This is a genomic window from Neorhizobium sp. 2083, from assembly GCF_031455615.1.
Taxonomy (GTDB): Bacteria; Pseudomonadota; Alphaproteobacteria; order Rhizobiales; family Rhizobiaceae; genus Neorhizobium.
The window spans coordinates 682,524-704,120 of record NZ_JAVDTC010000003.1; the positions used below are offsets into that span (position 1 = coordinate 682,524).

The 21,597-nt window shown below is 62.4% G+C and carries 23 protein-coding genes and 1 tRNA gene; 10 read left to right on the top strand and 14 right to left on the bottom strand.

Annotated elements, in window-relative coordinates:
* Positions 1-8: 8 nt before the first annotated feature.
* The 6 genes from J2X76_RS15940 to speB form a co-directional block, all read right to left on the bottom strand.
* The gene (locus J2X76_RS15940) at positions 9-779 is read right to left on the bottom strand and encodes a carbon-nitrogen hydrolase family protein (protein ID WP_310217904.1); all 771 of its coding nucleotides are present in this window, start codon (positions 777-779) and stop codon (positions 9-11) included.
* 12 nt (positions 780-791) lie between these two features.
* Positions 792-1,586 (bottom strand): ABC transporter permease, encoded by a 795-nt coding sequence (locus J2X76_RS15945; RefSeq protein ID WP_310217906.1) that lies wholly within the window; start codon positions 1,584-1,586, stop codon positions 792-794.
* Positions 1,583-2,437 (bottom strand): ABC transporter permease, encoded by an 855-nt coding sequence (locus J2X76_RS15950; RefSeq protein WP_113283209.1) that lies wholly within the window; start codon positions 2,435-2,437, stop codon positions 1,583-1,585. Before J2X76_RS15950 ends, J2X76_RS15945 begins: the two co-directional genes overlap by 4 nt.
* On the bottom strand, positions 2,434-3,471 hold the full coding sequence (locus J2X76_RS15955; RefSeq protein ID WP_310217909.1) for an ABC transporter ATP-binding protein: 1,038 nt from the start codon (positions 3,469-3,471) through the stop codon (positions 2,434-2,436). Before J2X76_RS15955 ends, J2X76_RS15950 begins: the two co-directional genes overlap by 4 nt.
* A gap of 190 nt (positions 3,472-3,661) precedes the next feature.
* Positions 3,662-4,750: an ABC transporter substrate-binding protein gene (locus J2X76_RS15960; protein WP_310217911.1), complete on the bottom strand. Its 1,089-nt coding sequence runs from the start codon at positions 4,748-4,750 to the stop codon at positions 3,662-3,664.
* 75 nt (positions 4,751-4,825) lie between these two features.
* Positions 4,826-5,884, bottom strand: a complete 1,059-nt coding sequence (gene speB, locus J2X76_RS15965) for an agmatinase (RefSeq protein WP_113127791.1) — start codon at positions 5,882-5,884, stop codon at positions 4,826-4,828.
* Between the two features lie 185 nt (positions 5,885-6,069).
* Between speB and gcvA the strand changes: the two genes are divergently transcribed.
* From gcvA to J2X76_RS15980, 3 genes are all read left to right on the top strand, one after another.
* The gene (gene gcvA, locus J2X76_RS15970; RefSeq protein ID WP_310217914.1) at positions 6,070-7,011 is read left to right on the top strand and encodes a transcriptional regulator GcvA; all 942 of its coding nucleotides are present in this window, start codon (positions 6,070-6,072) and stop codon (positions 7,009-7,011) included.
* A 124-nt stretch (positions 7,012-7,135) separates the two neighbouring features.
* Positions 7,136-8,854, top strand: a complete 1,719-nt coding sequence (locus J2X76_RS15975) for an ABC transporter ATP-binding protein (RefSeq protein ID WP_310217917.1) — start codon at positions 7,136-7,138, stop codon at positions 8,852-8,854.
* Between the two features lie 36 nt (positions 8,855-8,890).
* Positions 8,891-9,586, top strand: coding sequence for a DUF2161 family putative PD-(D/E)XK-type phosphodiesterase (locus J2X76_RS15980; RefSeq protein ID WP_310217918.1), 696 nt, complete (start codon positions 8,891-8,893; stop codon positions 9,584-9,586).
* Between the two features lie 99 nt (positions 9,587-9,685).
* On the opposite strand, the gene J2X76_RS15985 is transcribed toward J2X76_RS15980, so the two are convergent.
* Positions 9,686-10,006, bottom strand: coding sequence for a hypothetical protein (locus J2X76_RS15985; protein ID WP_113127795.1), 321 nt, complete (start codon positions 10,004-10,006; stop codon positions 9,686-9,688).
* An 87-nt stretch (positions 10,007-10,093) separates the two neighbouring features.
* Entirely contained in the window at positions 10,094-10,957 is an 864-nt protein-coding gene (locus J2X76_RS15990; protein ID WP_310217922.1) for a DMT family transporter, read from the bottom strand.
* A 195-nt stretch (positions 10,958-11,152) separates the two neighbouring features.
* Between J2X76_RS15990 and J2X76_RS15995 the strand changes: the two genes are divergently transcribed.
* Complete coding sequence (locus J2X76_RS15995) at positions 11,153-12,511, top strand: PLP-dependent aminotransferase family protein (RefSeq protein ID WP_310218075.1); 1,359 nt, start codon at positions 11,153-11,155, stop codon at positions 12,509-12,511.
* A gap of 68 nt (positions 12,512-12,579) precedes the next feature.
* On the opposite strand, the gene J2X76_RS16000 is transcribed toward J2X76_RS15995, so the two are convergent.
* From J2X76_RS16000 to J2X76_RS16010, 3 genes are all read right to left on the bottom strand, one after another.
* Positions 12,580-13,665 (bottom strand): GH25 family lysozyme, encoded by a 1,086-nt coding sequence (locus J2X76_RS16000; RefSeq protein WP_310217924.1) that lies wholly within the window; start codon positions 13,663-13,665, stop codon positions 12,580-12,582.
* A 128-nt stretch (positions 13,666-13,793) separates the two neighbouring features.
* Positions 13,794-14,348, bottom strand: a complete 555-nt coding sequence (locus tag J2X76_RS16005; protein WP_310217927.1) for a sugar O-acetyltransferase — start codon at positions 14,346-14,348, stop codon at positions 13,794-13,796.
* Positions 14,349-14,379: 31 nt separating this feature from the next.
* Positions 14,380-14,865, bottom strand: coding sequence for a GFA family protein (locus tag J2X76_RS16010; RefSeq protein WP_310217929.1), 486 nt, complete (start codon positions 14,863-14,865; stop codon positions 14,380-14,382).
* 138 nt (positions 14,866-15,003) lie between these two features.
* Between J2X76_RS16010 and J2X76_RS16015 the strand changes: the two genes are divergently transcribed.
* Positions 15,004-15,873: an NAD(P)-dependent oxidoreductase gene (locus J2X76_RS16015; RefSeq protein ID WP_310217932.1), complete on the top strand. Its 870-nt coding sequence runs from the start codon at positions 15,004-15,006 to the stop codon at positions 15,871-15,873.
* Between the two features lie 29 nt (positions 15,874-15,902).
* Here J2X76_RS16015 and J2X76_RS16020 read toward each other — a convergent pair whose 3' ends face one another.
* The gene (locus tag J2X76_RS16020) at positions 15,903-16,352 is read right to left on the bottom strand and encodes a DoxX family protein (protein WP_310217933.1); all 450 of its coding nucleotides are present in this window, start codon (positions 16,350-16,352) and stop codon (positions 15,903-15,905) included.
* Between the two features lie 153 nt (positions 16,353-16,505).
* On the opposite strand from J2X76_RS16020, the gene J2X76_RS16025 reads away from it, so the two are divergent.
* The 4 genes from J2X76_RS16025 (at position 16,506) to J2X76_RS16040 (ending at position 18,435) form a co-directional block, all read left to right on the top strand.
* Complete coding sequence (locus J2X76_RS16025; RefSeq protein WP_310217934.1) at positions 16,506-16,808, top strand: SelT/SelW/SelH family protein; 303 nt, start codon at positions 16,506-16,508, stop codon at positions 16,806-16,808.
* Positions 16,809-16,911: 103 nt separating this feature from the next.
* Positions 16,912-16,996: transfer RNA gene (locus J2X76_RS16030), tRNA-Leu, on the top strand.
* A 597-nt stretch (positions 16,997-17,593) separates the two neighbouring features.
* Positions 17,594-18,067 carry an Hsp20 family protein gene (locus J2X76_RS16035; protein WP_310217936.1) on the top strand — a complete coding sequence of 158 codons (474 nt, stop codon included), beginning with the start codon at positions 17,594-17,596 and terminating at the stop codon, positions 18,065-18,067.
* Positions 18,068-18,135: 68 nt separating this feature from the next.
* A complete protein-coding gene (locus tag J2X76_RS16040) occupies positions 18,136-18,435 on the top strand; it encodes a DUF982 domain-containing protein (RefSeq protein ID WP_310218076.1) in 300 nt (99 codons plus the stop codon).
* A 26-nt stretch (positions 18,436-18,461) separates the two neighbouring features.
* Here J2X76_RS16040 and J2X76_RS16045 read toward each other — a convergent pair whose 3' ends face one another.
* Complete coding sequence (locus J2X76_RS16045; protein WP_310217939.1) at positions 18,462-18,722, bottom strand: hypothetical protein; 261 nt, start codon at positions 18,720-18,722, stop codon at positions 18,462-18,464.
* A 143-nt stretch (positions 18,723-18,865) separates the two neighbouring features.
* Between J2X76_RS16045 and J2X76_RS16050 the strand changes: the two genes are divergently transcribed.
* A complete protein-coding gene (locus J2X76_RS16050) occupies positions 18,866-19,984 on the top strand; it encodes a Gfo/Idh/MocA family oxidoreductase (RefSeq protein WP_310217941.1) in 1,119 nt (372 codons plus the stop codon).
* Positions 19,985-20,510: 526 nt separating this feature from the next.
* Here J2X76_RS16050 and J2X76_RS16055 read toward each other — a convergent pair.
* On the bottom strand, positions 20,511-21,500 hold the full coding sequence (locus J2X76_RS16055) for a GlxA family transcriptional regulator (protein WP_310217943.1): 990 nt from the start codon (positions 21,498-21,500) through the stop codon (positions 20,511-20,513).
* Positions 21,501-21,597: the final 97 nt, after the last annotated feature.

Here is a 21,597-nt window from a genome sequence, read left to right on the forward strand (position 1 = left end):
CCTGGAAATCAGACGAGATCGGAGAGATAGGTGTTTTCCGCCCGCGACTGGAGGTAGGCGGCGGGATCGACCTCGGCGATGATCAGGGCCTCGCCCTCGGCGGGCGCTTCCGCAACCAGCTTGCCGTCCGGCGCCGCAATCCTGGACAAGCCGGCATAGGAAAACAGGCCGTCGGCGCCGCTGTGATTGATATAGGCGACAAAAACCTGATTCTCGAAAGCACGGACCTTGATCATGTGCTCGGCGATGAAGGCCCCGGACCAGCCGGTCGGAAGCGCCGTCGGCACGACCACGAGATCGGCGCCGCCCTTCGCCAGCTGCCGGACGTTTTCCGGAAACTCGACATCGTAGCAGATCAGGAAACCGATCCTCATGCCGCCGAGCGTCACCAGAACCTGGCGACGGTCCTCTTGACGAAACCATTTCCGCTCATAGGGACCGTAGAGATTGCATTTGCGGTAGACCGCCGTCTGGCCCCTGCCGTCGGTGAAGAAGGCGCTGTTGAAGGTGTTTTCGAAGGCCTTTTCGGCAAAACCTGCGACGATCGCCAGACCATGTTTCGCGGCGATCTCCGACAGTCGGTCAGTTACCGGGCCGTGCGCAGGTGTGGCGAGATCGGGAAACTTTTCCGCCGCGCCATAACCGGTCAGCGCCAGTTCCGGGGCGATCAACAGAGCGGCGCCCTTGGCAACGGCCTGTTCGGCTGCCGCTTCGATCTTGGCGAGATTGGCCTCGACGTCACCGACGACGGGCTGCATCTGGAAACCGGCGATCTTCATGGGCTTATTCCCTTAACGCTCGTCCGACATGGCTCCGAGCAATTTCGGCAGGTCGCCGAAGCGAGCAACGAGACCGAAGACGACCGCCGCGATCACCAGGAACAGTACCGTCACCGCGGCCATGGTCGGCGTATAGCCGTAGCGCAACGCGTTGAAGATCTTGATCGGCAGGGTTTCCATGGTGAAGCCGACGGTCATGTAGGCAACGATATATTCGTTCAGCGACAGAACGAAGGCGAAGGCGTAACCGGAAACGAGATAGGGCAGGATCAGCGGCAGCACGACGGTGCGGAACACCACCCGGTCGTCGGCGCCCATGGTGGCGGCCGCTTCCACCAGTGAGCGGTCGATCGCCGAAAAGCCGAGCGACAGGGTCACCAGCGGCAGGGTGACGAAGAAGATGCCGTGGCTGATCACCGCCGTCCAGGCCTGGCCGTAGAAGCCGGTCGTCGCCCAGAAGGTGAGAAGCCCGAGCGCCGTGATCACCGGCGGCAGGGTGAAGGGTGCCACGCCGAGAAGCTGAAAAATGTTCGCCCAGGGCGCGATGCGCCGCCACAAAAACCAGGCGAGCGGCAGGGCGATCAGCAGGGCCAGCAAGGCCGAGGAGGCGGCAAGCGTCAGCGAGGCGATCAGCGCGTTGCGCCATTCGGCATTGGTGAAAATCTGGCCGTACCAGGAGAGCGAGAAACCCTGCGGCGGGAAGGCGAGCGTCTGGCGCGCATTGATCGAGACGCCGGCGACGACGATCAGCGGCAAAGCCAGGAACAGGCCAACGACGACAAAGAACAGGCGGCGTAATGCGGTCATTTTGCTTGCCTCTGCTGTCCGGCATAAAGCGCCAGGCCCACCAGCGCCAGCGACACCAGCACGAGGAAAACGGCCATGGCGGCTGCGAACGGCATGTTCGACTGGTAGATCGCCTGGTCGGTGATCAGCACCGAGAGCGTCCAGTGCTGCGGCCTGCCGAGAAGCTGCGGCAGCAGGTAGGAGCCGAGCGCGAAGATGAACACCATGATCAGCGTCGCCAGGATGGTGTTGCGCAGGGCCGGCACGACGACGGTGAAGAAGGCCTTGACCGGCGAAGCGCCGAGCGTGCGCGCCGCTTCCGTCAGCGTCGGGTCGAGGCGCACCAGCGCCGGATAGAGGACGAGCACCGTGTAGGGGAAGGCCTGGTAGGTCATGGCGGTCATGACCGCGCCGAAACTTGGGGTCAGCGCCTGGGCCTGCGCCATCAACCCCAGCCAGACGAACAGGTTGGTGATGCCGGCGGTGCGGGAAAACAGCGTCGACCAGGCAAAGCCGATCATCACTTCCGACAGCGACAGGATGGAGAGCAATGCCACCAGCCAGACGATCTGGATCTTTCGCGCCGAGCGGGAGAGCAGGTAGGTGAAGGGAATGCCGATCACCACGCAGGCGACGGCGACCGCGACGGCCAGAAACAGCGAGAAGCCCAGAACCTTGCCGAAGAACAGGCTGAGGAAACGGGCGTAATTGTCGAAGACGAAGGCGGGCGTATAAAAGCCGCCCTGTTGCCGCTGAAAGAAGGATACGGCGATCATCGTGGCGAATGGCACCACGAAGAACACGGTCAGCATGCCCGCCGGGAAGAAAAGCGGACCGTAATGGGCAAGACGCTGCGGCGGTTCGCGTCTCATCTGGCGAGCACCACGCTGGTGGCTGGATCAAGCCGGATGCCGACACTCTGGCCGACCGAGACATCCGGCCGATTGCGCGGGGAGCACACTGCGATCACCTGAGTGCCGCCCGCCTCCACGAAGGTTTCAATGGCGCCGCCCAGATCGCGGATGAAGGTGACGGTGCCGGAAATCGCGCCATGGCCGGGGGCGGTCAGTTGCACATCTTCCGGCCGCACCGACAGCGTGCCTTTTGCAGCGCCAGCGGGGAGCGCGATACCCTCGACCACTTCGCCGAGCACGCTGGCGCGGCCGGCGCCGTCGGGAACGACCGGCAGGAGGTTGGTCTGGCCGATGAAATCGGCGACGAAACTGTCGGCCGGGCGACGGTAGATATCGACCGGCGGGGCCGCCTGGCGGATTTCGCCGCCGTTCATGACGACGACCGTATCGGCCATGGTCATCGCCTCCCGCTGGTCATGGGTGACGACGATGGTGGTGATGCCGAGCCGCTGCTGCAATTGGCGCAGTTCCACCTGCATCGCCTCGCGCAGTTTCGCGTCGAGCGCCGAAAGCGGCTCGTCGAGCAGGAAAAGCTTTGGCGAGATCGCAAGCGCGCGGGCGATCGCCACGCGCTGCCGCTGGCCGCCGGAGAGCTTTGCCACGGAGCGGTCTGCGAAACCCGGCAGGTGGATCATCGCCAGCAGTTCATCAACACGCTTCTTCTGCACGTCTTTCGCAACACCGCGGATGCGCAACGAGTAGGCGATGTTCTCGCCGACCGTCAGATGCGGGAAAAGCGCCAGCGACTGGAAGACCATGCCGAGGTCGCGCTTGTGGGTCGGCACCTTCGTGATATCGGCGCCGGCGAGCTCGATCGAACCGCCGGTCGGCAGGTCGAGGCCGGCAATCATCCGCATCAGCGTGGTCTTGCCGCAGCCGGAAGGGCCGAGCAGGCAGACGAATGTGCCGTCGGGCACCGACAGACTCACGTCGTTGACGGCGGTAAAGGTGCCGAACTGCTTCGTCACGTGGCTGAGGTTCAATCCGGACATTCGGTCTCCGCGCTTCTCTGGCGGGGCTAGTGCCCCTCATCCGGCTGCCCCCACCTTCTCCCCGCTCGCGGGGAGAAGGAATATGCCGCACTGTCTCGGTTATCGCAAACTTGGCGTTGGGCACGTCCCCTTTCCCCGCGAGCGGGGAGAGGGTTAGGGTGAGGGGCAGCCTTTGAACGCCAATCTACGATCAACCCGCGATCATCTCCGTCCACTTCTGGTTCAGGAAGTCGGACTTGGTCTGGTAGAGATCGTAGCGCGGAATGATCGGATCGATGTCCGAGGAGACCGAAGCGAATTCTTCCGCTGTGAGGTCGAGCAGGTCACGCTTGACGGTCGGCGAGGTGCCGACCTTGCGCGACAGGGTCGCCTGGATCGCCGGCTGGCACATGTAGTTGATGAACGTATGCGCTTCCTCGGTCTTCTTCGAAGCGCGCGACAGCGCCCAGCAGCCGGAGTCTTGGATGCCGCCTTCCTTCGGGAAGGTCGAGCGCACCGGGCTGCCCTGCGAGGCAGCAAGGCCGGTGACGTCGTGATAATACTGGCCCATCGGGATTTCGCCGGACTTCAGCGCCTGTTCGAACTGTGCTTCGTCACGGTACCAGAGGCGGACGTTCGGCTTTACTTCGGAGAGCTTTTCGAGCGCCTTGATGATGCCTTCCTCGGTGTCGAGCGCCTTGGTGCCGCCCATGAAGGTCTTCGCCGTCACTTCGAGCAGGAAGGAGTTGGAGACCAGCGCCAAAAGACCGAGCTTGTCGGCATTCGCCTTGTCCCAAAGAGCGGCCCAGGAGGTCGGGGCCTCCTTGTAGACCTGCGTATTGGTCACCAGCGTGATGTACCAGGAAACGGCGCCGATGCCGGCGACCTTGCCGTCTGGATACTTGTTGACGAAACGCTCGATGAGGTTCTTGGAGTTCGGGATCTTGCCGAGATCGAGCGGCGCCCAGAGGTTGGTCGACTGGCCCTTCAGCATCGCGACCTGCGACATCATCGAGATGTCGGCCGGAGCGGCACCCGCCTTGGCGGCCTGTTCGAGCTGCACCAGCCAGGCTTCGCCGGTCGGCTCGGCGACGGATTCGATGGCGATGCCCGTCGCCTTGGTGAAGTCCGGGAAGATGTTCTTATCGAACGAATCCTTGAAGAAGCCGCCATAGACGCCGACCTTGAGCGACTTGTCCTGGGCGCGCAGCACCGAGGGCATGGCCAGCATGGAAGCGCCCGCCAGGCCGGCGCCGAGCACGCTCCGGCGGCCGAGTTTGGCGTTCAGAATGTCACGCATGATTTTCTCCTTTGTTTTTTTGGGCCCGCCGGTGCTTCGCCGGCTGGCGCGTTCCCTTGTTGTCTGCAGTTTATGTCAGTCGCGGCCCTTCACGGAAGGGCTGAAGACCATCAGGCTCAAAATTTCGAACAATATCTGGGCGCCCGCATGGGCGGTGTTGTTGGTCGCGTCATATTGCGGCGCGACCTCGACCACGTCGCCGCCAACGATGTTGATGCCCTTGAGGCCGCGGATCAGTTCGAGGACTTCACGGGTGGTGAGTCCGCCGATCTCCGGCGTGCCGGTACCGGGTGCAAAACTCGGATCGAGGCTGTCGATATCGAAGGAGACATAGGTCGGGCCGTCGCCGACGATCTTCTTCGCCTTTTCGATGATAGCCGGAATGCCCATGCCGGTCACTTCCTCCGCATGGATGACGGTCATGCCGGATTCGTAGGAGAACTCCCAGAGATATTCGGCCGCGCCACGGATGCCGATCTGGATTGTACGGGTCGGGTCGAGCACACCGTCCAGGACCGCGTTGCGGAACGGCCCGCCATGGTGGAACTTGGTCTCGTCGAAAAAGCCGCTCGTGTCGCAATGGGCGTCGATATGGATCATACCGACCGGCCGCTTCTTGCCGACCGCCTTCAGGATCGGATGGGTGATCGAGTGGTCGCCGCCGACCGAAAGCGGCAGCACGCCTGCATCGACGATCTGGCCCACGCGCTTTTCGATGTCGTCATGGCTCATTTCCAGCCGGTAGCGGCTGCGGAAGGCCACGTCGCCGATATCGGCCACCCGCAGTTCATGGGTTGGCGCGCATTCCATCACATGATTGTAGGGGCCGACGCGCTCGATGGCGCGCAATGCCCGCGGCCCGAAGCGCGAACCCGGCCGGTTGGTAACGCCGAGATCCATCGGCATGCCGATCATCGCCACCTGCAGGTCGCCGAAATCCGGGTTTTCCGCGGGGAGCGGCCTGTAGGGCGCATCGAGGAGCGTCGGAATTCCGGCGTAGGGTGCAACGCGGGTGCCGGATTTGTCGAAGATCTTCTCGCCGACCTTCTTGAATTTCGGATCGAAGATCTCGCCGCCGGGGCTGTCGAGATATTTTGCGCGCAGTTCGCCGAGCTTCTTCGCGTCGAATGTCATGACCGCCTCACCTGTCTGCAGAACTGCTTACATGCAGCCTAATTTTTGTTCCGCCGGGGCTTCCCGCCCTTGTTTTCATCATTATCCGTCAGGTGCGGGTGGAAAAGCAATTGAGATTGTTCTAGCTGTCATTGTGAGAAAAACTCACACTTAAGATCAATCCAACGATCGATCTGGGGACCAAGATGACCAACCGCCTGCCACCCCTCAACCCGTTGCGCGCCTTCGAGGCGACGGCCCGCCGCGGCTCGGTTTCGGCGGCGGCACGGGAGCTCAACGTCACCCATGGCGCCGTCAGCCACCAGATCAAGGCGCTCGAGGGGTCGCTGAAGGTCTCTCTGTTCGAGCGGGGCGCCAAACGACTAAAGCTCACCTCGGAGGGTGCACTCCTCCTGCCCGCAGTCAGCCAGGCCTTCGGCGAGATCGCCGCCGCGACCGCGCAGATGAAACGGCCGGCGACGTCAGGTGAACTGTCGATCACCTGCGTGCCGGCTCTACTCTCTTTCTGGATCGTGCCGCGCCTCAATTCCTTCACCGAGCAGTTTCCGGACGTGCGGCTGAAGCTTTCCGCTTCCAACGATCCCGCCGTGCTGCATTCCTCGGATGTCGATGTCGCCGTCCTTTATGGCGACGGTAACTGGCCGGATGCCTGGACGCGGCTCTGGAGCAACCTGCAGCTCTTTCCGGTGGCGAGCCCCACTCTGCTCAACAGCCGGCCGCTGCGCTCGGTGCGCGACCTGGAAGACCATATCCTCCTGCATGGCGATGCGGACGGGCGCGAATGGAACACCTGGCTTTCCGCAGCGGACGCCGTCGACCTGCCGCGCCGGCAACAATATTTCATGGGCGACGCCCGGTTTTCGACGGAGGCGGCGCTGCACGGGCAGGGAATAGCGCTCGGCGACACGATCACAGCCAGCAAGCTAATCGCCCGCGGCGAACTGGTCGTGCCCTTCGACCTCAGCGTTCCGGCCAACGACGCCTTTTACGTCGCCTGCCGTGCGGCCATGCGTTCGGCGCCGATCGTGCGGGTGTTCATCGACTGGCTGTTTGCCTCGCTGGAGGCCGATCAGCTGGCTGAACCGCATACTTCCGCCCGCACCCTGTTGCGCAGCCGCCGCGCCTGATATTTGTCGTCACATCCATTATGCCGGCGACACGAGAACGATGGTTTACCTCGCCGGAGAACCCGGTTAAGCGGTTCTAAAACTTGCTCCTGTTGCTCATCTATTGATTTTCACAGAGTGTCCGATGCTTCGCCGTTTCTTCGCCTATTATCGTCCCTATCGCGGTCTGTTCATCCTCGATTTCGGCTGCGCGATCGTATCCGGCGTGCTCGAACTCGGCTTTCCGATGGCGGTGAAGCTGTTCGTCGACCGGCTGCTGCTCAGCCAGGAATGGCTGCTGATCCTGCTCGCCTCGGCAGCACTTCTGGTCATCTATGCGATCAATACCGGCCTGATGGCGGTCGTCACCTATTGGGGCCACATGCTTGGCATCAATATCGAGACGGATATGCGCCGCGCCGCCTTCAACCACCTGCAGAAACTTTCGTTCAGCTATTTCGACAACCAGAAGACCGGTCATATCGTCGGTCGGCTCACCAAGGACCTGGAAGAGATCGGCGAAGTCGCCCATCACGGGCCGGAGGATCTGTTCATCGCCATCATGACCTTCATCGGGGCGCTTGCCCTGATGTTCTCGGTCAACTGGCAGCTGGCGCTGATCACCGCCGTCGTCGTTCCGCTGACGGCCTGGGTCACTAGCCATTTCGGCGGTCGCATGACCCACAACTTCCGCCGGCTGTTCCAGCGCGTTGGGGATTTCAACGCCCGTATCGAGGAGAATGTCGGCGGCATCCGCGTCGTACAGGCCTTCGCCAACGAAAGCCACGAACGCAAGCTTTTCGAACAGGACAACCAGAACTACCGGCGCGTCAAGCTCGAGGCCTACAAGCTGATGGCGGCCAGCAGTTCGCTGAGCTACATGAGCATGCGGCTGACCCAGATGGTGGTAATGATCGCCGGTGCCTATTTCGTGCTTTCGGGCGCCCTGACCGCCGGCGGGTTCATCGGCTTCCTGCTTCTGGTCGGCGTGTTCTTCCGCCCCGTGGAGAAGATCAACTCGGTGATCGAGACCTATCCGAAGGGCATTGCCGGTTTCCGCCGCTTCACCGAACTGATCGACACGGAGCCGGATATTGCCGACGCGCCCGACGCGATCGATGTCGATCACCTCAAGGGCGAGATCGCCTATGAGAACGTCTCGTTCGGTTACAGCCCGGACAAGCCCGTGCTCCAAAACGTCAACCTCTCGATCCGTGCCGGCGAGACGATCGCTTTCGTCGGCCCCTCGGGTGCCGGCAAGACGACGATCTGTTCGCTCCTGCCGCGTTTCTACGAGATCGGTGGCGGGAACATCACCATCGACGGCATCGATATCCGCCGGATGACAAAGGTATCGCTGCGCCAGCAGATCGGCATCGTCCAGCAGGACGTCTTCCTGTTCGGCGGCACGATCCGCGAAAACATCGCCTACGGTCGTCTCGGAGCAAGCGAAGCCGATATTCTCGAGGCGGCACGCCGTGCCCGGCTGGAGGAAATGCTTGCCGGCCTGCCGGAAGGTCTCGATACGGTGATCGGCGAGCGCGGCGTCAAGCTGTCGGGTGGCCAGAAGCAGCGCGTCGCGATCGCCCGCATGTTCCTGAAGAACCCGCCGATCCTGATCCTGGACGAGGCGACCTCGGCGCTCGATACGGAGACGGAGCGCGCCATCCAGCGCTCGCTCGCCGAACTCTCGCAGGGCCGCACCACCCTGATCATCGCCCACCGTCTCGCCACCATAAAGGGCGCCGATCGAATCGTCGTCATCGACGGGCACGGCATCCTCGAACAAGGTACCCACCAGGACCTGATCGCCAGGCGCGGCGCCTATACCCGGCTGCACGCGGCGCAGGTGGGGATGATGTGATAATATCTGCCGACTGATTCACGGCCGCCGGACCGCATGGAAACCTCACTTTATCTTCCCGTCAAAACCTTTCTCGAAAGCTTCGGATACGAGGTGAAGGGGGAGGTCGGCGGTTGCGATCTGGTGGGGCTGAGCGAAGCGGATCCGCCGGTCGTCGTCATCTGCGAACTCAAGCTGACCTTCAATCTCGAACTGATCCTGCAGGCGGTGGACAGGGCAGGGGTTTCGGACGAGGTCTGGATCGCCGCCCGGGTTTCGGCAAGGGGGAGAGGGCGCGAGGCGGACAGGCGATATCGCGATCTCTGCCGCCGGCTCGGGATCGGCATGCTCGGCGTTTCGGATCAGGGAGAGGTGAGCGTTCTGGTCAGTTCCGTCTCGCCGATGCCGCGCACCAATCCGAAGCGGCGGACCCGGCTTGTCAAGGAACATCGCAAGCGGCGCGGCGATCCGGCCGTCGGCGGCAGCACCAAGATCCCCGTCATGACCGCCTACCGCCAGCAGGCGCTCGCCTGCGCTTCGGCGCTTGCTGGCGGGCCGCTTCGTCCGCGCGATCTGAAAGAGGCGGCAGCCACCGCCGGCGCGATATTGCGGGCAAACTATTACGGCTGGTTCGAGCGTATCGACAAGGGTGTCTATGGGCTGACCGATATCGGACGGCAAGCACTGCAGCGTTGGCCGCAGGCAGCGCCGGACGAGACCGTGCCAGCTCAGCCGGTTGATCCGGGCGAATAATCGAACCCGACGGGCGAAGTAGCCCCGGGTGATTTTTCAATGAAAAAGCCGCCTGCGCGAAGAGCAGGCGGCTTTTTGTCTCTATCTCGAGCGCAGGGCTTACGGCTGCGTGCCGGTGCCGCCGGTTGCGCCTCCAGCCGGCGGAGCTGCCGGGGTGGCGTTGTTGGCCGGCGGTGCTGCCGGGGTCATCGGAGCCGGAGACGACTTCGAATTGTCGGTTACCGGCGGATTGGTCGAAGACGTGGTCTGCGGGTCGGTCGAGGAACCACCCATCTGTGACCAAACGAATGCGCCGACCAGAATGACGGCGATCACGGCTACCCACGGCACCCACGAAGAGCTGCTACTGCTGCGGACTTCCGTTGCCCGGAGGTCCGGATCACGGGTCTCGAACTTTCTGTCATTGGGATCAAAAGTCATGATTGCTTCCTCCTTCTGCAGGCGGACAATGCCTCGATGCGCGTTTGGTTCCCGATTTCGTGAACGGCGGAGCCGATCTGTGCCGGATTAACGCGCAAATCTTTTGGCGCCCGCGACGCAGGCAACTACCGCAAGCGTCGCTGCGAACATGCCGAGGCTGACCTTTTCTCCCAGGAGTGCGGCGGCCAGCGTGAGGCTGAAAAAGGGTTGGAGAAGCTGCAGCTGGCCCACCCCGGCAATGCCGCCGAGTGCCAAGCCGCGATACCAGAAGACGAAGCCGATCAGCATGCTGAACAGCGAGACATAGGCAAGGCCAAACCAGGACGTGCTGCCGAGATCAGGAAGCAAGGACGGACGGACGGCGATCGACAGGGTGAGCATGACGGGCAGGGAGAGCACCAGCGCCCAGGAGATGACCTGCCAGCCGCCAAGCCTGCGCGACAGGCGCGCCCCTTCGGCATAGCCGAGCCCGCAGGCGACGATCGCCCCCAGCATCAGCAGATCGCCGACCGAGGAAGCAGCCTCTTCCTGAAACAGCGCGAAGCCGGCAACGATCGCACTGCCGACGCAGGAGAAGAACCAGAAGACGGGCCTCGGACGCTCTCCGCCCCGGATTACTCCAAAGATCGCCGTCGCAAGCGGCAGGAGGCCAACAAATACGACCGAGTGCGCAGAAGTGATGTGCTTCAGCGCAAGGGCCGTCAGCAGCGGAAAGCCGATGACGACGCCGAGCGAGACGACCGCAAGCGGCAGAAGGTCGGGCCGGGCCGGACGCTTTTCGCGAAACGCCAGCAGCAGGCAGAGTGCCAAGAGGCCGGCGATCGTGGCGCGGGCCACCGTCAGGAACAGCGGATCGAAATCCGCAACGGCAATGCGGGTGGCGGGAAGCGATCCACTGAAGATCAAAATGCCAACGAAGCCGTTGATCCAGCCGCTTGCCGTATTGTTCATCGAAAACCTCCTGCATGTCCGGGCATTCCCTTGGACGATGGTCCGCGCGCATTGCTTGGGAATTTATCTCCTATCGGCTGGAAGCCATGGCGGCGCCAGAGACAATGGAGTACAATTTCGAGAAACTGTTATGGTCCAGGGAGCGGTACGGTGGATGCAAGAGCGGATCGGAAGGGCGGCGGCCAGCGCATCGGGATGGTCATGGCCGAGATTCGCGGCCGCATCGCGGGGCGCGGGCTGGTACCCGGCGCCCGGCTGCCTTCGGTACGAGCCTTCGCCAAGGCGATGCATGTCTCTGCTTCGACGGTGGTGGAGGCCTATGAGCGGCTGGCGGCCGAGGGGTTGATCCGCTCGCGGCCAGGGTCCGGCTTCTACGTGTCGAGCCCGCTGGCGCCGCTATCGCTTTCCGAGATCGGCCCGAAGCTGGACCGGGCAGTCGATCCGTTCTGGGTGTCGCGCCAGGCACTGCAGGATGGCGACATCCTGAAGCCGGGCTGTGGCTGGCTGCCGTCCTCCTGGATGCCGGAGACGGCGATCCGGCGCGCCCTGCGCAGCCTGTCGCGCGGCGAAGGCCGGAACCTTTCGGACTACGGCACGCCGCTCGGTTCGCCGCAACTGCGGCAACTGCTCTCCCGCCGCATGGGCGAGCGCGGCATATCCGCGGGGCCGGACCAGATCATCCTTTCCGATTCCGGCACCCAGGCGATCGACCTTCTCTGCCGTTTCCTGATCGAGCCCGGAGACGCGGTTCTGGTCGACGATCCCTGTTATTTCAATTTTCACGCCCTGCTGCGCGCCCATCGGGCAAAAGTCATCGGCGTGCCCATGACCCAGGTCGGGCCGGATATCGAGGCTTTCGGCCGCGCGCTGGAGGAGCACAGGCCGCGGCTCTACATCACCAATTCGGGGATCCACAATCCGACCGGGGCGACGCTCTCCCCCGTCGTGGCGCACCGGCTTCTGAAACTTGCCGACCGCGCCGGCCTGACGATCATCGAGGACGATATCTTCGCCGATCTGGAACATGAGCCGGCGCCCCGGCTTGCCGCCTTCGACGGGCTGGACCGCGTGGTGCATATCGGCAGTTTTTCGAAGACGCTGTCGGCCTCGGTGCGCTGCGGTTTCATCGCCGCCAAACCGGAATGGATCGAAGGTCTGGTCGACCTGCAGATCGCCACCAATTTCGGAACCGGGCGGCTGTCGTCCGAACTTGTCCTCACGCTTTTGACCGACGGCAGCTACCGCAAACACCTGGAAGAACTGCGCGTCCGCCTCTCGCGGACGATGGAGGCGACCACGATGCGGCTTGCATGGCTCGGCATCACGCCCTGGCTGCAGCCGCGGGCCGGCATGTTTCTCTGGTGCCGCCTGCCGGACGGGATAGAGGCGGCGGATGTGGCACGCGCCTGCCTTGCCGACAATATCGTGCTCGCCCCCGGCAACGTCTTCAGCCAGTCCGAAGAGGCCGGGCGTTTCCTGCGTTTCAACGTCGCACAGTCGCAGGACCCACGGATCTTTCAGAGCCTCGAAAGGGCGCTCGGCCGTTTGCTTTAATTACGGGTCGACGGCTGTCGATCGAGCTTTGTCGCCGGAAATGAAGGTTGCGGAAATGCTCCGCTCGCTCAGTTCTGCGCCAGGGTCGTGCGCGGCCCGATCCAGTTGTGCCACTGCTCTTCCGAACCGTGGAACACGTTGAGGTCGATCTTGCCTTCGACGCCGTGCGACAGGCCGGAGCCGGAATATTGCCAGAACAGCCACTTGCGGCCCGGGTAGACCTTGGAAGGATGCTGGGCGACGGCGCGCAGCCAGAAGGGATAGTTGAGGAGCTCGCCCGAGAGGTTGTCCTCGTAGAAGTCCGGCGCCGTGTAAATGATGGGTCGCTGGCCGTAAAAGCGCTCCAGCTTGTCCATGAAGACCTGCATCTTTTCCAGCACGCGGGCGCGGGAGAGTTTCGCCTTGCAGTTCGATTCGCCGTTCCATTCGACGTCGATGACCGGCGGCAGCGCGTCCGGATCGCGCGGCACGTTGCGGATGAACCAGTCAGCCTGTTCGCCGGCGGTGCGGCACCAATAGAAGAAGTGGTAGGCGCCCCGCTTGATGCCGGCCTCCTTGGCCCGGCGCCAATTGGTCTTGAACATCGGGTCGAGATGGTCGCCACCATCGGTCGCCTTGATATAGGCGAAGTTGGCGCCCTGGGTCCGGAGCTTCGGCCAGTCGATATCGCCCTGCCAGCGGGACACGTCAACGCCGTGCACCGCATAGCTTCTCGGCGAGACCCTGCCGAAATTGATCGGCTTGGCGTCCCGGAACTGGCGGCTGTAGATCTGCATGCGCCCTCTGCGGGGCGTCGTCCCCAGTTCAGGCCTGTCAGGCATCAGCATGGCGACCGGCCGTTCGGCGGGAAGTGGCATGCCGACGGTCGTTTCCCGCACGAAGGCTTGCGGCTCCGGCATGGGGCCGGTCCAGGCGATATCCTGCTGTGGCGGTGCCTGCCGCTGGTGCGAGGGCGGCAGGGATGTCTGCGGTTGGCTGATCCGCGAGGTCTTGCCGATGCCGACCGACGGGACGGGGGCGGCGGGCAGATCGACGGAGCCCGTCTTTTCCTGCGTCGCGACGCCGGCTGCCAATTCTTCAGGGCCGGATGTCGAAGCGCAGCCCGCCAAGGCGAAGCAGGTGACGAGGAGTGCTGGTACAGCCGAAAAACGCATTTGAGAACCCGTACGCAAAACAACAAAGACGGCTGCCCCTTGCCGTCGAGAACCCCTGAGCGGAATCGCTAACGGAAAATTACCAAAAAATGCTGAATCCAATCTTTACGCGGCGTGATGTTCTGAAATCAGTCGCGCGGCGTGATCAATCGTGCCGGATTTCCGACAACCGTGGCGCCCGGCGGCACGTCTCGCGTCACCACCGAGCCAGCCCCGATGATCGCCCCGTCGCCGATCGTGACGCCGCCGAGGACGATTGCCCCGCCACCCACCCAGACATCGGCGCCGATGCTGATCGGGCGGGCAATTTCCAGGCCCTTGGCGCGCAGCACGGGGTCGCGGTGGTGATCCGCGCAATAAAGCTGCACGCCCGGCCCCAGCATCGAGCGAGCGCCGATCCTGACCGGCGCGGTATCGAGTATGGTGCAGCCGGCATTCAGGTAGACGCCTTGTCCGAGAAAGACATTGAAGCCGTAAGCGCAGTGGAAGGGCGCCTCCAGAAAGGCTTCGGATACGGCGCCGAACAGCGCGCGCAGTTGGGGCGACGTCGCGCCGCGCTCCGTGGGCGGCATGGTGTTCTGGGAATGGACGGCAATCCGAGCCGTGTCGCGGAGCGCATCGAGTTCTGGATCGAGGCAGCAATACCATTCGCCGGCCGCCATCTTTTCGCGCTCGCTTGCCATCTTTCCTCCTCTTCAATTATTCGCTGGCATTTCAACGTTTGGCCCCGGCCTTGATCCGCGCCGTTTCGCGCCGGGCAACACTTTCTGCCGGCCACATCGCCTTGGAACTGTAATAGTTCTCGAAGACATTGGCCCCTTCGGGCAGGCCCACCCAGGCAACTTTCGAGCGGGTGAAGATATGCACGTCCGGCGAAAATTCCGCGCGCCTTTCCAGCGTCTGGACCCGAACGAACAGCATCCATCCGCGCCGGCCGTAGTCGCTCCACAGCGCCGTCTGGCACTCTGGGCATCGGTAGATGTCGTGAGGCAGGCCGCTGTCGGTATTCATGGCCACCGCGACCGGCTCTCCCTCGACGATTTCCACCCGGTCGGTTTCGATCAGGGCATTGATGGCGAATGCGCCGCCTGTCTGCCGTTGGCAATCGGTGCAATGGCAGCAATGGATGAACATCGGCCGTCCATGCATGCGATAGCGGACCTTGCCGCAGAAGCAGCCGCCCTCGAATATCTCGCTCATCTTCCGCCCGGGCTCCCTCACGGTTACTTACCTCGTATATGAAATATTGCTCAATCCTCCCGCAATGCAAAATGAAGAAGACGAGATCGACATGTTCTGCTTTAACTCCGGCAGTAACGATGTGAGCAGGATCAACGCATGACCAAAGAGCGGATTGGTATCGTCGGCCTCGGCCGGATGGGCAGCGCCATGGCGGGACGCCTGGCAGCCCAGGGCTTTGCCGTCACGGGATGGACCCGCAGCGGCCTTTCCGCGGACAAGGCTGCTGCCCTTGGGATTGCCGCCTCGCTCGATCTGGCGGCGCTTCTCGAAGCCTCGGATATCGTCATTCTGGCCCTGCTCGACGACGAAGCCGTGCGCGCGACGCTCCATGAGCTCGCCGCCGCCGATCCGGCTGGCAAGCTCGTCGTCGACACCAGTACGGTCAGTCCCGAGACGCTGCGCGCCCACGAAAGCACGATGGCCGAAGCGGGTGCCGCCCTGCTCGATGCGCCGATTTCTGGCGGACCGGAAATGCTCCTGTCCGGCACAGTCGGTTTTTATATCGGCGGCGCGGAGAAGGATTTTCGGCGCTTCCTGCCGGTCGCAGAGGTTCTTTCCAACCGCATCCATCACGTCGGCAAGCTGGGCGACGGCGCATCCGCAAAGCTCGTCAACAATATGATGCTGATGGGTCTGTGGCAGATCATGAAGGAGGCCATCGAACTTGGCGGCAAGGCCGGGCTCGGGCGCGACAAGATGATCGAGATCCTGTCGGGCAGTCCGGCTGCGAGCCCGGCCATGCGGTCGCGGCTTCCGGTGGTTCTTGGCGAGACGGAGGCGGTCGGGTTTCCGGTCTCCGGCGTGTTGAAGGACATGGGCGTGGTCCTCGAACTCGCGGGGCATCTCGGCGTTGCCACGCCTGCCATCGAAGCGGCGCGTGCGAGCTTCAGGAATGCCGCGGCACTTGGTTACGGCGAGGCCGATCTTGGCACCGTGGTGCGGCTGGCGCTTGAGGGAAAAGGCTGAACCCGGGAGCGGCCCAGCCTTCTCGAAACTTAGAACGTGCGACCGAGGCGGGCGTCTACCGAGTGGCTGTTGCCGCCGCGTACCGCGAAAAACAGGAAGATCGCCGCCCAGAGAATGGATTTCTCCGCGCCGGCGAGACCCTGGTTCTGTGCGATGCCGTGGAAATAGACGGTGACCAGCAGAACGATCATTGCCGCGAAGGAGGCGGGGCGGGTGAAGAGGCCGATGGCGACGAGAATGCCGCCGAAGAACTCCGTGGCCGAGAGCAGAGGCGACCAGAAGACGCCCGGATAGAAACCGAGGCTTTCGACCATGCCGACCGCGCCGAAGGGATTAGTGATCTTGCCGAAACCATGCGTGACCAGCAATACGCCGGCCACGACGCGCAAGACCGTCTCGACGATCTCGTGGGTGGAGGTGTAGACAGGGGCGAGCGCCGGAATGATCAGGCGGGAGCGGGTGGTGGATTGAAGAGCCATGGAACCTCTTTTCGATGAAAACGATGCGACCATCGTCGCTGCAGCTCCAAATTGACGTTCACGCCATGTCTGTCGAGATGCGTGCGTTCAAAAACTTGACCGTTCCGGTTGACATTATTGTGAGACCGAATTGACCCGGGCCGAAGGCAAAACATGATGGAAAAACCGCGCATTACGATTCTTTACTGCACCCAGTGCAACTGGCTGCTGCGCGCCGGATGGATGGCGCAGGAGCTGCTGCAGACTTTCGGCGATGCGCTGGGCGAGGTGGCGCTGATTCCCGGTACCGGCGGCAATTTCGAGATCCAGGTGAACGAGACGCTCATCTGGGAGCGCAAGCGCGACGGCGGTTTTCCCGGCCCGAAGGAGCTGAAACAACGGGTACGCGACGTGATCGATCCGGATCGCGACCTTGGCCACGTGGACCGCAAGGCGCCCGAAAACGGTGAGGGCTAAGGTTCGCTCGCAAGCGATCCATGAAGGTTTTTTTGCGACTGACACGGAAACTTCAAAAAGCCAGTTGACAGGGGAAGGTCACACCCGTACATGGCTCTCCGTCGCCCAGATGGCGGAATTGGTAGACGCGCAGGTTTCAGGTACCTGTGCCGCGAGGCGTGGAGGTTCGAGTCCTCTTCTGGGCACCATTCCATTTTCAAGCATTGATTATGCTTGGTTTTTCCGAAATTGTCTCGTTTTGCGTAAGCGGGACAATTTCGCTTCGGCTTATTCCAATCTTAATTTAGGGACGGCGCCGGTGGTTTCTCCATCAGGCATGAAACGTGAGTTTTCTTGCCCTCGTTTTCCTGCCTTCTCAGCATGAAAAACAGTTCCTTCCGTCTAACGCCTGTGGGAACGGGCATGCCCGTCGCGGCCAGGCAAGGCTCCCGAATCGTGGACGTCTCGGCAAGTCGCCCTAGGTAGGGCGACAACACCGGAGGCCCGATCATGGATTACATCTATGCGCCCGTCCTCGTTGGCGGATCGATTCTTCTTGGAATTGCCCTCATCTATTTTGCACTGAGGTAGAGTGTCGTTTGGCAGCCGCCTAGTCCCGATGAGGCAAGCGGGATCGCGTGTACCGCCGGCGAAGGAAAGCGTGAAATTTTTCTCGTGATTCTCTTGAATCCGAAAATCTCAAAAACCAAATCGATCGTTGCCAGCTGCTCAAGAAGAGCTGGCCTTGCTGGAAGCGCCGATTTTCGGCGCGTCCGTACCCATGTTGCTTCAAGGAGGATATGGCTATGGCAACATCTTACGACTATGCACCGCTGTTCCGGTCCAGCATCGGCTTCGACCGGGTCTTCAACCTCTTGGAAAACGCCCAGCGCGCCCGGTCCATCAGCGACTGGCCGCCTTACGATATCGTCAAGACCGGTGACGACAGCTACCGGATCTCGATCGCGGTCGCGGGCTTTACGCAAGACGATCTCGAGATCACCTTCCAGTCCAATCTGCTGACCGTCAGCGGCAAGAAACAGGAAGGTCCTGCGGACGGTTACCTGCATCGTGGCATTGCCGGCCGGCCTTTCGAACATCGATTCGAACTTGCCGACCACGTCCGGGTCGAAGGCGCCGATCTGAGCAACGGTCTTTTGTCGATCGATCTCGTCCGTGAGATCCCGGAGGCCCTGAAACCGCGGAAAATATCAATCCAGAACACCCCCGCTTTGACATCGGCTGCTCCGGCGCAGATCGAAGCGCAGAAGGCGGCCTGATAGCAGGATACCGGAGGGCGCCGTCGCAGCGGCGCCCTTCAACATAGCGGGTTGGAAAGGAGAGAATGATGAAACCCGACATGTTCAGACAGCCTGTTTGCATTCTTGTGGGCCTTGGATTCCCGGCGCAGATCCGCAGCGTTGCGGACGCCTACAGGCATCTCGCCGAATGGCCGGCATCGTTCAGAGACACCGCGCATTCGGTGGCATTCAAAGCCTGCGGCGCCGCACTTCGGGGCGAGATCGAGCCGGAGACCGCACGCGGCCTCTTTGCCGCCTTTGCCGAGAAACACGATCTGCTGGCGCCGGAAACTGACGCCATTGCCCCGTCCGGCTTGAGGCGGGACAAGGATCCGCACGTGCGCTGAGGCACGGCCGACCAGGGACCGAATGTTCAAGCGAACAGGAGGTTCGGGCGTGGCCGGCTGTTCCCGCGCCGCAGCAGCTTCAATTGATGTGCCGCCGCACTTTGCAGCGAAAATGTCGCTGGCACACGCGCCACGACCGCTCGGCAACGCGCCATCTTAGCGGCACCATTGACGGCGTTGATGGCGCGGGCAACTTCCGTATAAATAGCCGCAAACGCTTTGAGATAACCTTTGGAATCGCCAGACGCGCCGCGGGCAGGGCAAAGGGCCTGAACCGACGTCATCATGTCCGGCCGGGCGCTTCGGCTCGCCGGACCTGCTGGCGGGTGGGCCGCAACCGGTCAGGACCGAAAGCTATCTTAACGGGAGCGATCCTAGGATCGGGGGCGACGGATGCGCCGCCTTGTCGCGCTTTAAAGGGGAGAGGGAAATGTCGTTTTCGATGCCGCAGAGAGAACTTGGAATTGCCCTGATCGGCACGGGGTTCATGGGCAAGTGCCACGCCATGGCCTGGCGCAATGTCAGCGCGGTCTTCGGCGGCGCGCATCCCAGGCTCGAGATCCTTTCAGACGTCACCGAGGAGAGCGCCGCGCGGTTCGCGCGGCAGTTCGGTTTCGCCCGGGCGACGGCCCGGTGGGAGGAGGCCGTCTCCGATCCGAACGTCGACATTGTATCGATCACCGCGCCCAACGGCATGCATCGGCCTATGGCCGAGGCGGCGCTGACCGCCGGTAAGCACGTCTGGCTGGAAAAGCCGATGGCGCTGACGCTCGCCGATGCCGAAGCTATGGCCAAGATTGCTGCCGCCCATCCAGGGCAGGTCACCATGCTCGGTTACAATTATCTGAGAAACCCTGCCTTCCGCGCTGCGTCCGGCATGGTCCGCGACGGCACGATCGGCACGCCCCTGGCCTTTCGCGGGGTCTACGACGAGGACTATTCCGCCGATCCGCTCCTCCCCTGGTCATGGCGGATGACGCACGAGGGTGGGGGCCTCGGTGCGCTGGGCGACCTCGGTTGCCATCTCGTGAGCCATATGACGGCGCTGATGGGGCCGGTCGCAGAGCTCGTCGCCCAGACGCAGATCGCCATTCCAACGCGCCCTTCGCCCGACGGGCCGAAGCGGGTGGAGAACGAGGACAGCGCGCTTGCGCTTCTGCGATTTACCTCCGGCGCACAGGGTTCGTTCGCCACATCGCGCGTGGCGCGCGGGCGCAAATGCCGTCTGCAATGGGAAGTGCACGGCACCGACGGTACGATCGTTTTCGACCAGGAAAACATGAACGAGTTGTGGGTGCATCGAACCGGTGAGGACGGTTTCGTGCGACATCTTACCGGACCCGGCCAGCCGGACTTTTCAGCTTTCTGCCCGGCGCCGGGCCACAATTTCGGCTTCAACGAACAGAAGGTCATCGAAGCGCGCGACCTCCTGGCCGCGATTGCAGGCGAGCCGAATGTCGGGCCGGATTTCGAGGCTGGTCTAGAGATCGAGAAGATTATCCACGCGATGGCCGTCTCGAATGGTACGACCATACGGATCGAGAGGTGACGGGAGCGGGGCGCTTGACGTCATGACCACAAGCGGGCCTGTGTCGAGGGGCCCGCAATATACCGAAGGTCTCCCGATCTGCTACGGGAACTCGGGCGGTACGGTGCTGCACGCGATCCAGGCAGGTGCGACAGGTTTGCTCCCCAGGCATTCAATGTGCGCTGTTTCTTTTGCCGCAACTCTAGCAGAGCAGGCCTAGTGGCGAGAACACGGGCACCCAGGCTGCAAAAAAGTTCTCTACTTTAGAGCGGGACAGAAGTGCCAAGATCTGGATAGGAGAGATGTTCCGGTAAACGCGTTCGCGTCCGCTTCGATAGATAAGCCTGAGGGCTCGCGTCGCGGGGTCATAGATCCCGCATGCGACACGTTTCCCGAACAGGTAAAAATGCTGCTTTCTACTTTTCATTTACGGACACCCCACAGCAGCATAATAAACGCGTTATTCGGGAAAACCGCAAGTTAAAGGTTACGTTATTGTGACGGTCATTGCGTTGCCCGGCGCAATCCATCTCCGACTGCTCGTCGATCAGGCGCGGACGGCAGCCCTCAATTGAGCCGGCGTCTGGCCGTATGTCTTTCGAAACAGTTTCCCGAAATGCGAGGCGTTTTCGAAGCCTATTTCCATTGCGATCTCGATCAGCGGAGCCTTTGTCTGGATCAACAGCCGCTTGGCACGTTCCAGGCGCAGGCGCGTGTAGACGTGGCCCGGAGAGCTCATCCCATTTTTGGCAAAGAGGCGCTCCAGCTGCCGGCGTGACAGGCCGACCGAGGCCGCCAGGTCATGGATGGGGATCATGCTGTCGATATGGCTCTCCATCGTGATGAGCACCGCCCGGAGGCGAGGATCCTCGCATTCGATGGACAGGGGTCTGCGCGGCTGGATATCCAACGCGGTCCTCGCCTTGTCGATCTGCAGCACATCGAGCGCGTTTCTTTCGGCCTCCTTGCTGATATGGCGCCGGACGATCGACGCGGCCATGTCGGCCGCGCTGCTGCCGCCGGCGCAGGAACCCCTGCTGCGATCCAGGTTGAATATCCGGTCGGCCCTCACCTCGTGGTCCGGAAAACGCTCGCGGAAAGCCGGGTAGTGAAGCCAGCTGACGCACGTCTGATGGTTTTTCATCAAACCGGCTTCGGCGAGAATGAACGTCCCGGTGCAGACCCCGATCAACGGAACCTTCTTGGCCGCAGATTTCTTGAGATAGCCGATCGTTGCCTCGTCGATGGGTTGCCCGGTGTTCAGCAGGCCCCCTACAACGACGATATAGTCGAATTCACCGGGATCGATGAAATCCGATGTCGGGGCCACCTGAACTCCGCAACTGGACGTGATCAGGTGGCGCGTGCTTCCCAATACCTGCCAGTCGGCGAAGACACGGCCGGACCTGTCGGATTCGTCGCTGGCCAGCCGCAACGTGTCGACGAACAAGGCAAATGCCGACAGCGTGAAAGAGCGGGCGAGTACGAAGCCGATCTTCAACTGTTTGGGGGCTAAAGTTTCGCTCTCCGCCTTCATCCTCGTCTCCATCAAAATTCAACTTCGGCTGCGATACCCGCCTTGTCGAAGGCCACCTGTAAGTCCGCCGTTACCGCGTAGAATCCATCCGGATCCT

What these genes read in the sequence shown, in the direction of transcription:
- J2X76_RS15940 (WP_310217904.1), bottom strand. Translation starts at nt 779, where the DNA reads ATGAAGATCGCCGGTTTCCAGATGCAGCCCGTCGTCGGTGACGTCGAG.
- J2X76_RS15945 (WP_310217906.1), bottom strand. Translation starts at nt 1,586, where the DNA reads ATGACCGCATTACGCCGCCTGTTCTTTGTCGTCGTTGGCCTGTTCCTG.
- J2X76_RS15950 (WP_113283209.1), bottom strand. Translation starts at nt 2,437, where the DNA reads ATGAGACGCGAACCGCCGCAGCGTCTTGCCCATTACGGTCCGCTTTTC.
- J2X76_RS15955 (WP_310217909.1), bottom strand. Translation starts at nt 3,471, where the DNA reads ATGTCCGGATTGAACCTCAGCCACGTGACGAAGCAGTTCGGCACCTTT.
- J2X76_RS15960 (WP_310217911.1), bottom strand. Translation starts at nt 4,750, where the DNA reads ATGCGTGACATTCTGAACGCCAAACTCGGCCGCCGGAGCGTGCTCGGC.
- speB (WP_113127791.1), bottom strand. Translation starts at nt 5,884, where the DNA reads ATGACATTCGACGCGAAGAAGCTCGGCGAACTGCGCGCAAAATATCTC.
- gcvA (WP_310217914.1), top strand. Translation starts at nt 6,070, where the DNA reads ATGACCAACCGCCTGCCACCCCTCAACCCGTTGCGCGCCTTCGAGGCG.
- J2X76_RS15975 (WP_310217917.1), top strand. Translation starts at nt 7,136, where the DNA reads ATGCTTCGCCGTTTCTTCGCCTATTATCGTCCCTATCGCGGTCTGTTC.
- J2X76_RS15980 (WP_310217918.1), top strand. Translation starts at nt 8,891, where the DNA reads ATGGAAACCTCACTTTATCTTCCCGTCAAAACCTTTCTCGAAAGCTTC.
- J2X76_RS15985 (WP_113127795.1), bottom strand. Translation starts at nt 10,006, where the DNA reads ATGACTTTTGATCCCAATGACAGAAAGTTCGAGACCCGTGATCCGGAC.
- J2X76_RS15990 (WP_310217922.1), bottom strand. Translation starts at nt 10,957, where the DNA reads ATGAACAATACGGCAAGCGGCTGGATCAACGGCTTCGTTGGCATTTTG.
- J2X76_RS15995 (WP_310218075.1), top strand. Translation starts at nt 11,153, where the DNA reads ATGGTCATGGCCGAGATTCGCGGCCGCATCGCGGGGCGCGGGCTGGTA.
- J2X76_RS16000 (WP_310217924.1), bottom strand. Translation starts at nt 13,665, where the DNA reads ATGCGTTTTTCGGCTGTACCAGCACTCCTCGTCACCTGCTTCGCCTTG.
- J2X76_RS16005 (WP_310217927.1), bottom strand. Translation starts at nt 14,348, where the DNA reads ATGGCAAGCGAGCGCGAAAAGATGGCGGCCGGCGAATGGTATTGCTGC.
- J2X76_RS16010 (WP_310217929.1), bottom strand. Translation starts at nt 14,865, where the DNA reads ATGAGCGAGATATTCGAGGGCGGCTGCTTCTGCGGCAAGGTCCGCTAT.
- J2X76_RS16015 (WP_310217932.1), top strand. Translation starts at nt 15,004, where the DNA reads ATGACCAAAGAGCGGATTGGTATCGTCGGCCTCGGCCGGATGGGCAGC.
- J2X76_RS16020 (WP_310217933.1), bottom strand. Translation starts at nt 16,352, where the DNA reads ATGGCTCTTCAATCCACCACCCGCTCCCGCCTGATCATTCCGGCGCTC.
- J2X76_RS16025 (WP_310217934.1), top strand. Translation starts at nt 16,506, where the DNA reads ATGATGGAAAAACCGCGCATTACGATTCTTTACTGCACCCAGTGCAAC.
- J2X76_RS16035 (WP_310217936.1), top strand. Translation starts at nt 17,594, where the DNA reads ATGGCAACATCTTACGACTATGCACCGCTGTTCCGGTCCAGCATCGGC.
- J2X76_RS16040 (WP_310218076.1), top strand. Translation starts at nt 18,136, where the DNA reads ATGAAACCCGACATGTTCAGACAGCCTGTTTGCATTCTTGTGGGCCTT.
- J2X76_RS16045 (WP_310217939.1), bottom strand. Translation starts at nt 18,722, where the DNA reads ATGATGACGTCGGTTCAGGCCCTTTGCCCTGCCCGCGGCGCGTCTGGC.
- J2X76_RS16050 (WP_310217941.1), top strand. Translation starts at nt 18,866, where the DNA reads ATGTCGTTTTCGATGCCGCAGAGAGAACTTGGAATTGCCCTGATCGGC.
- J2X76_RS16055 (WP_310217943.1), bottom strand. Translation starts at nt 21,500, where the DNA reads ATGAAGGCGGAGAGCGAAACTTTAGCCCCCAAACAGTTGAAGATCGGC.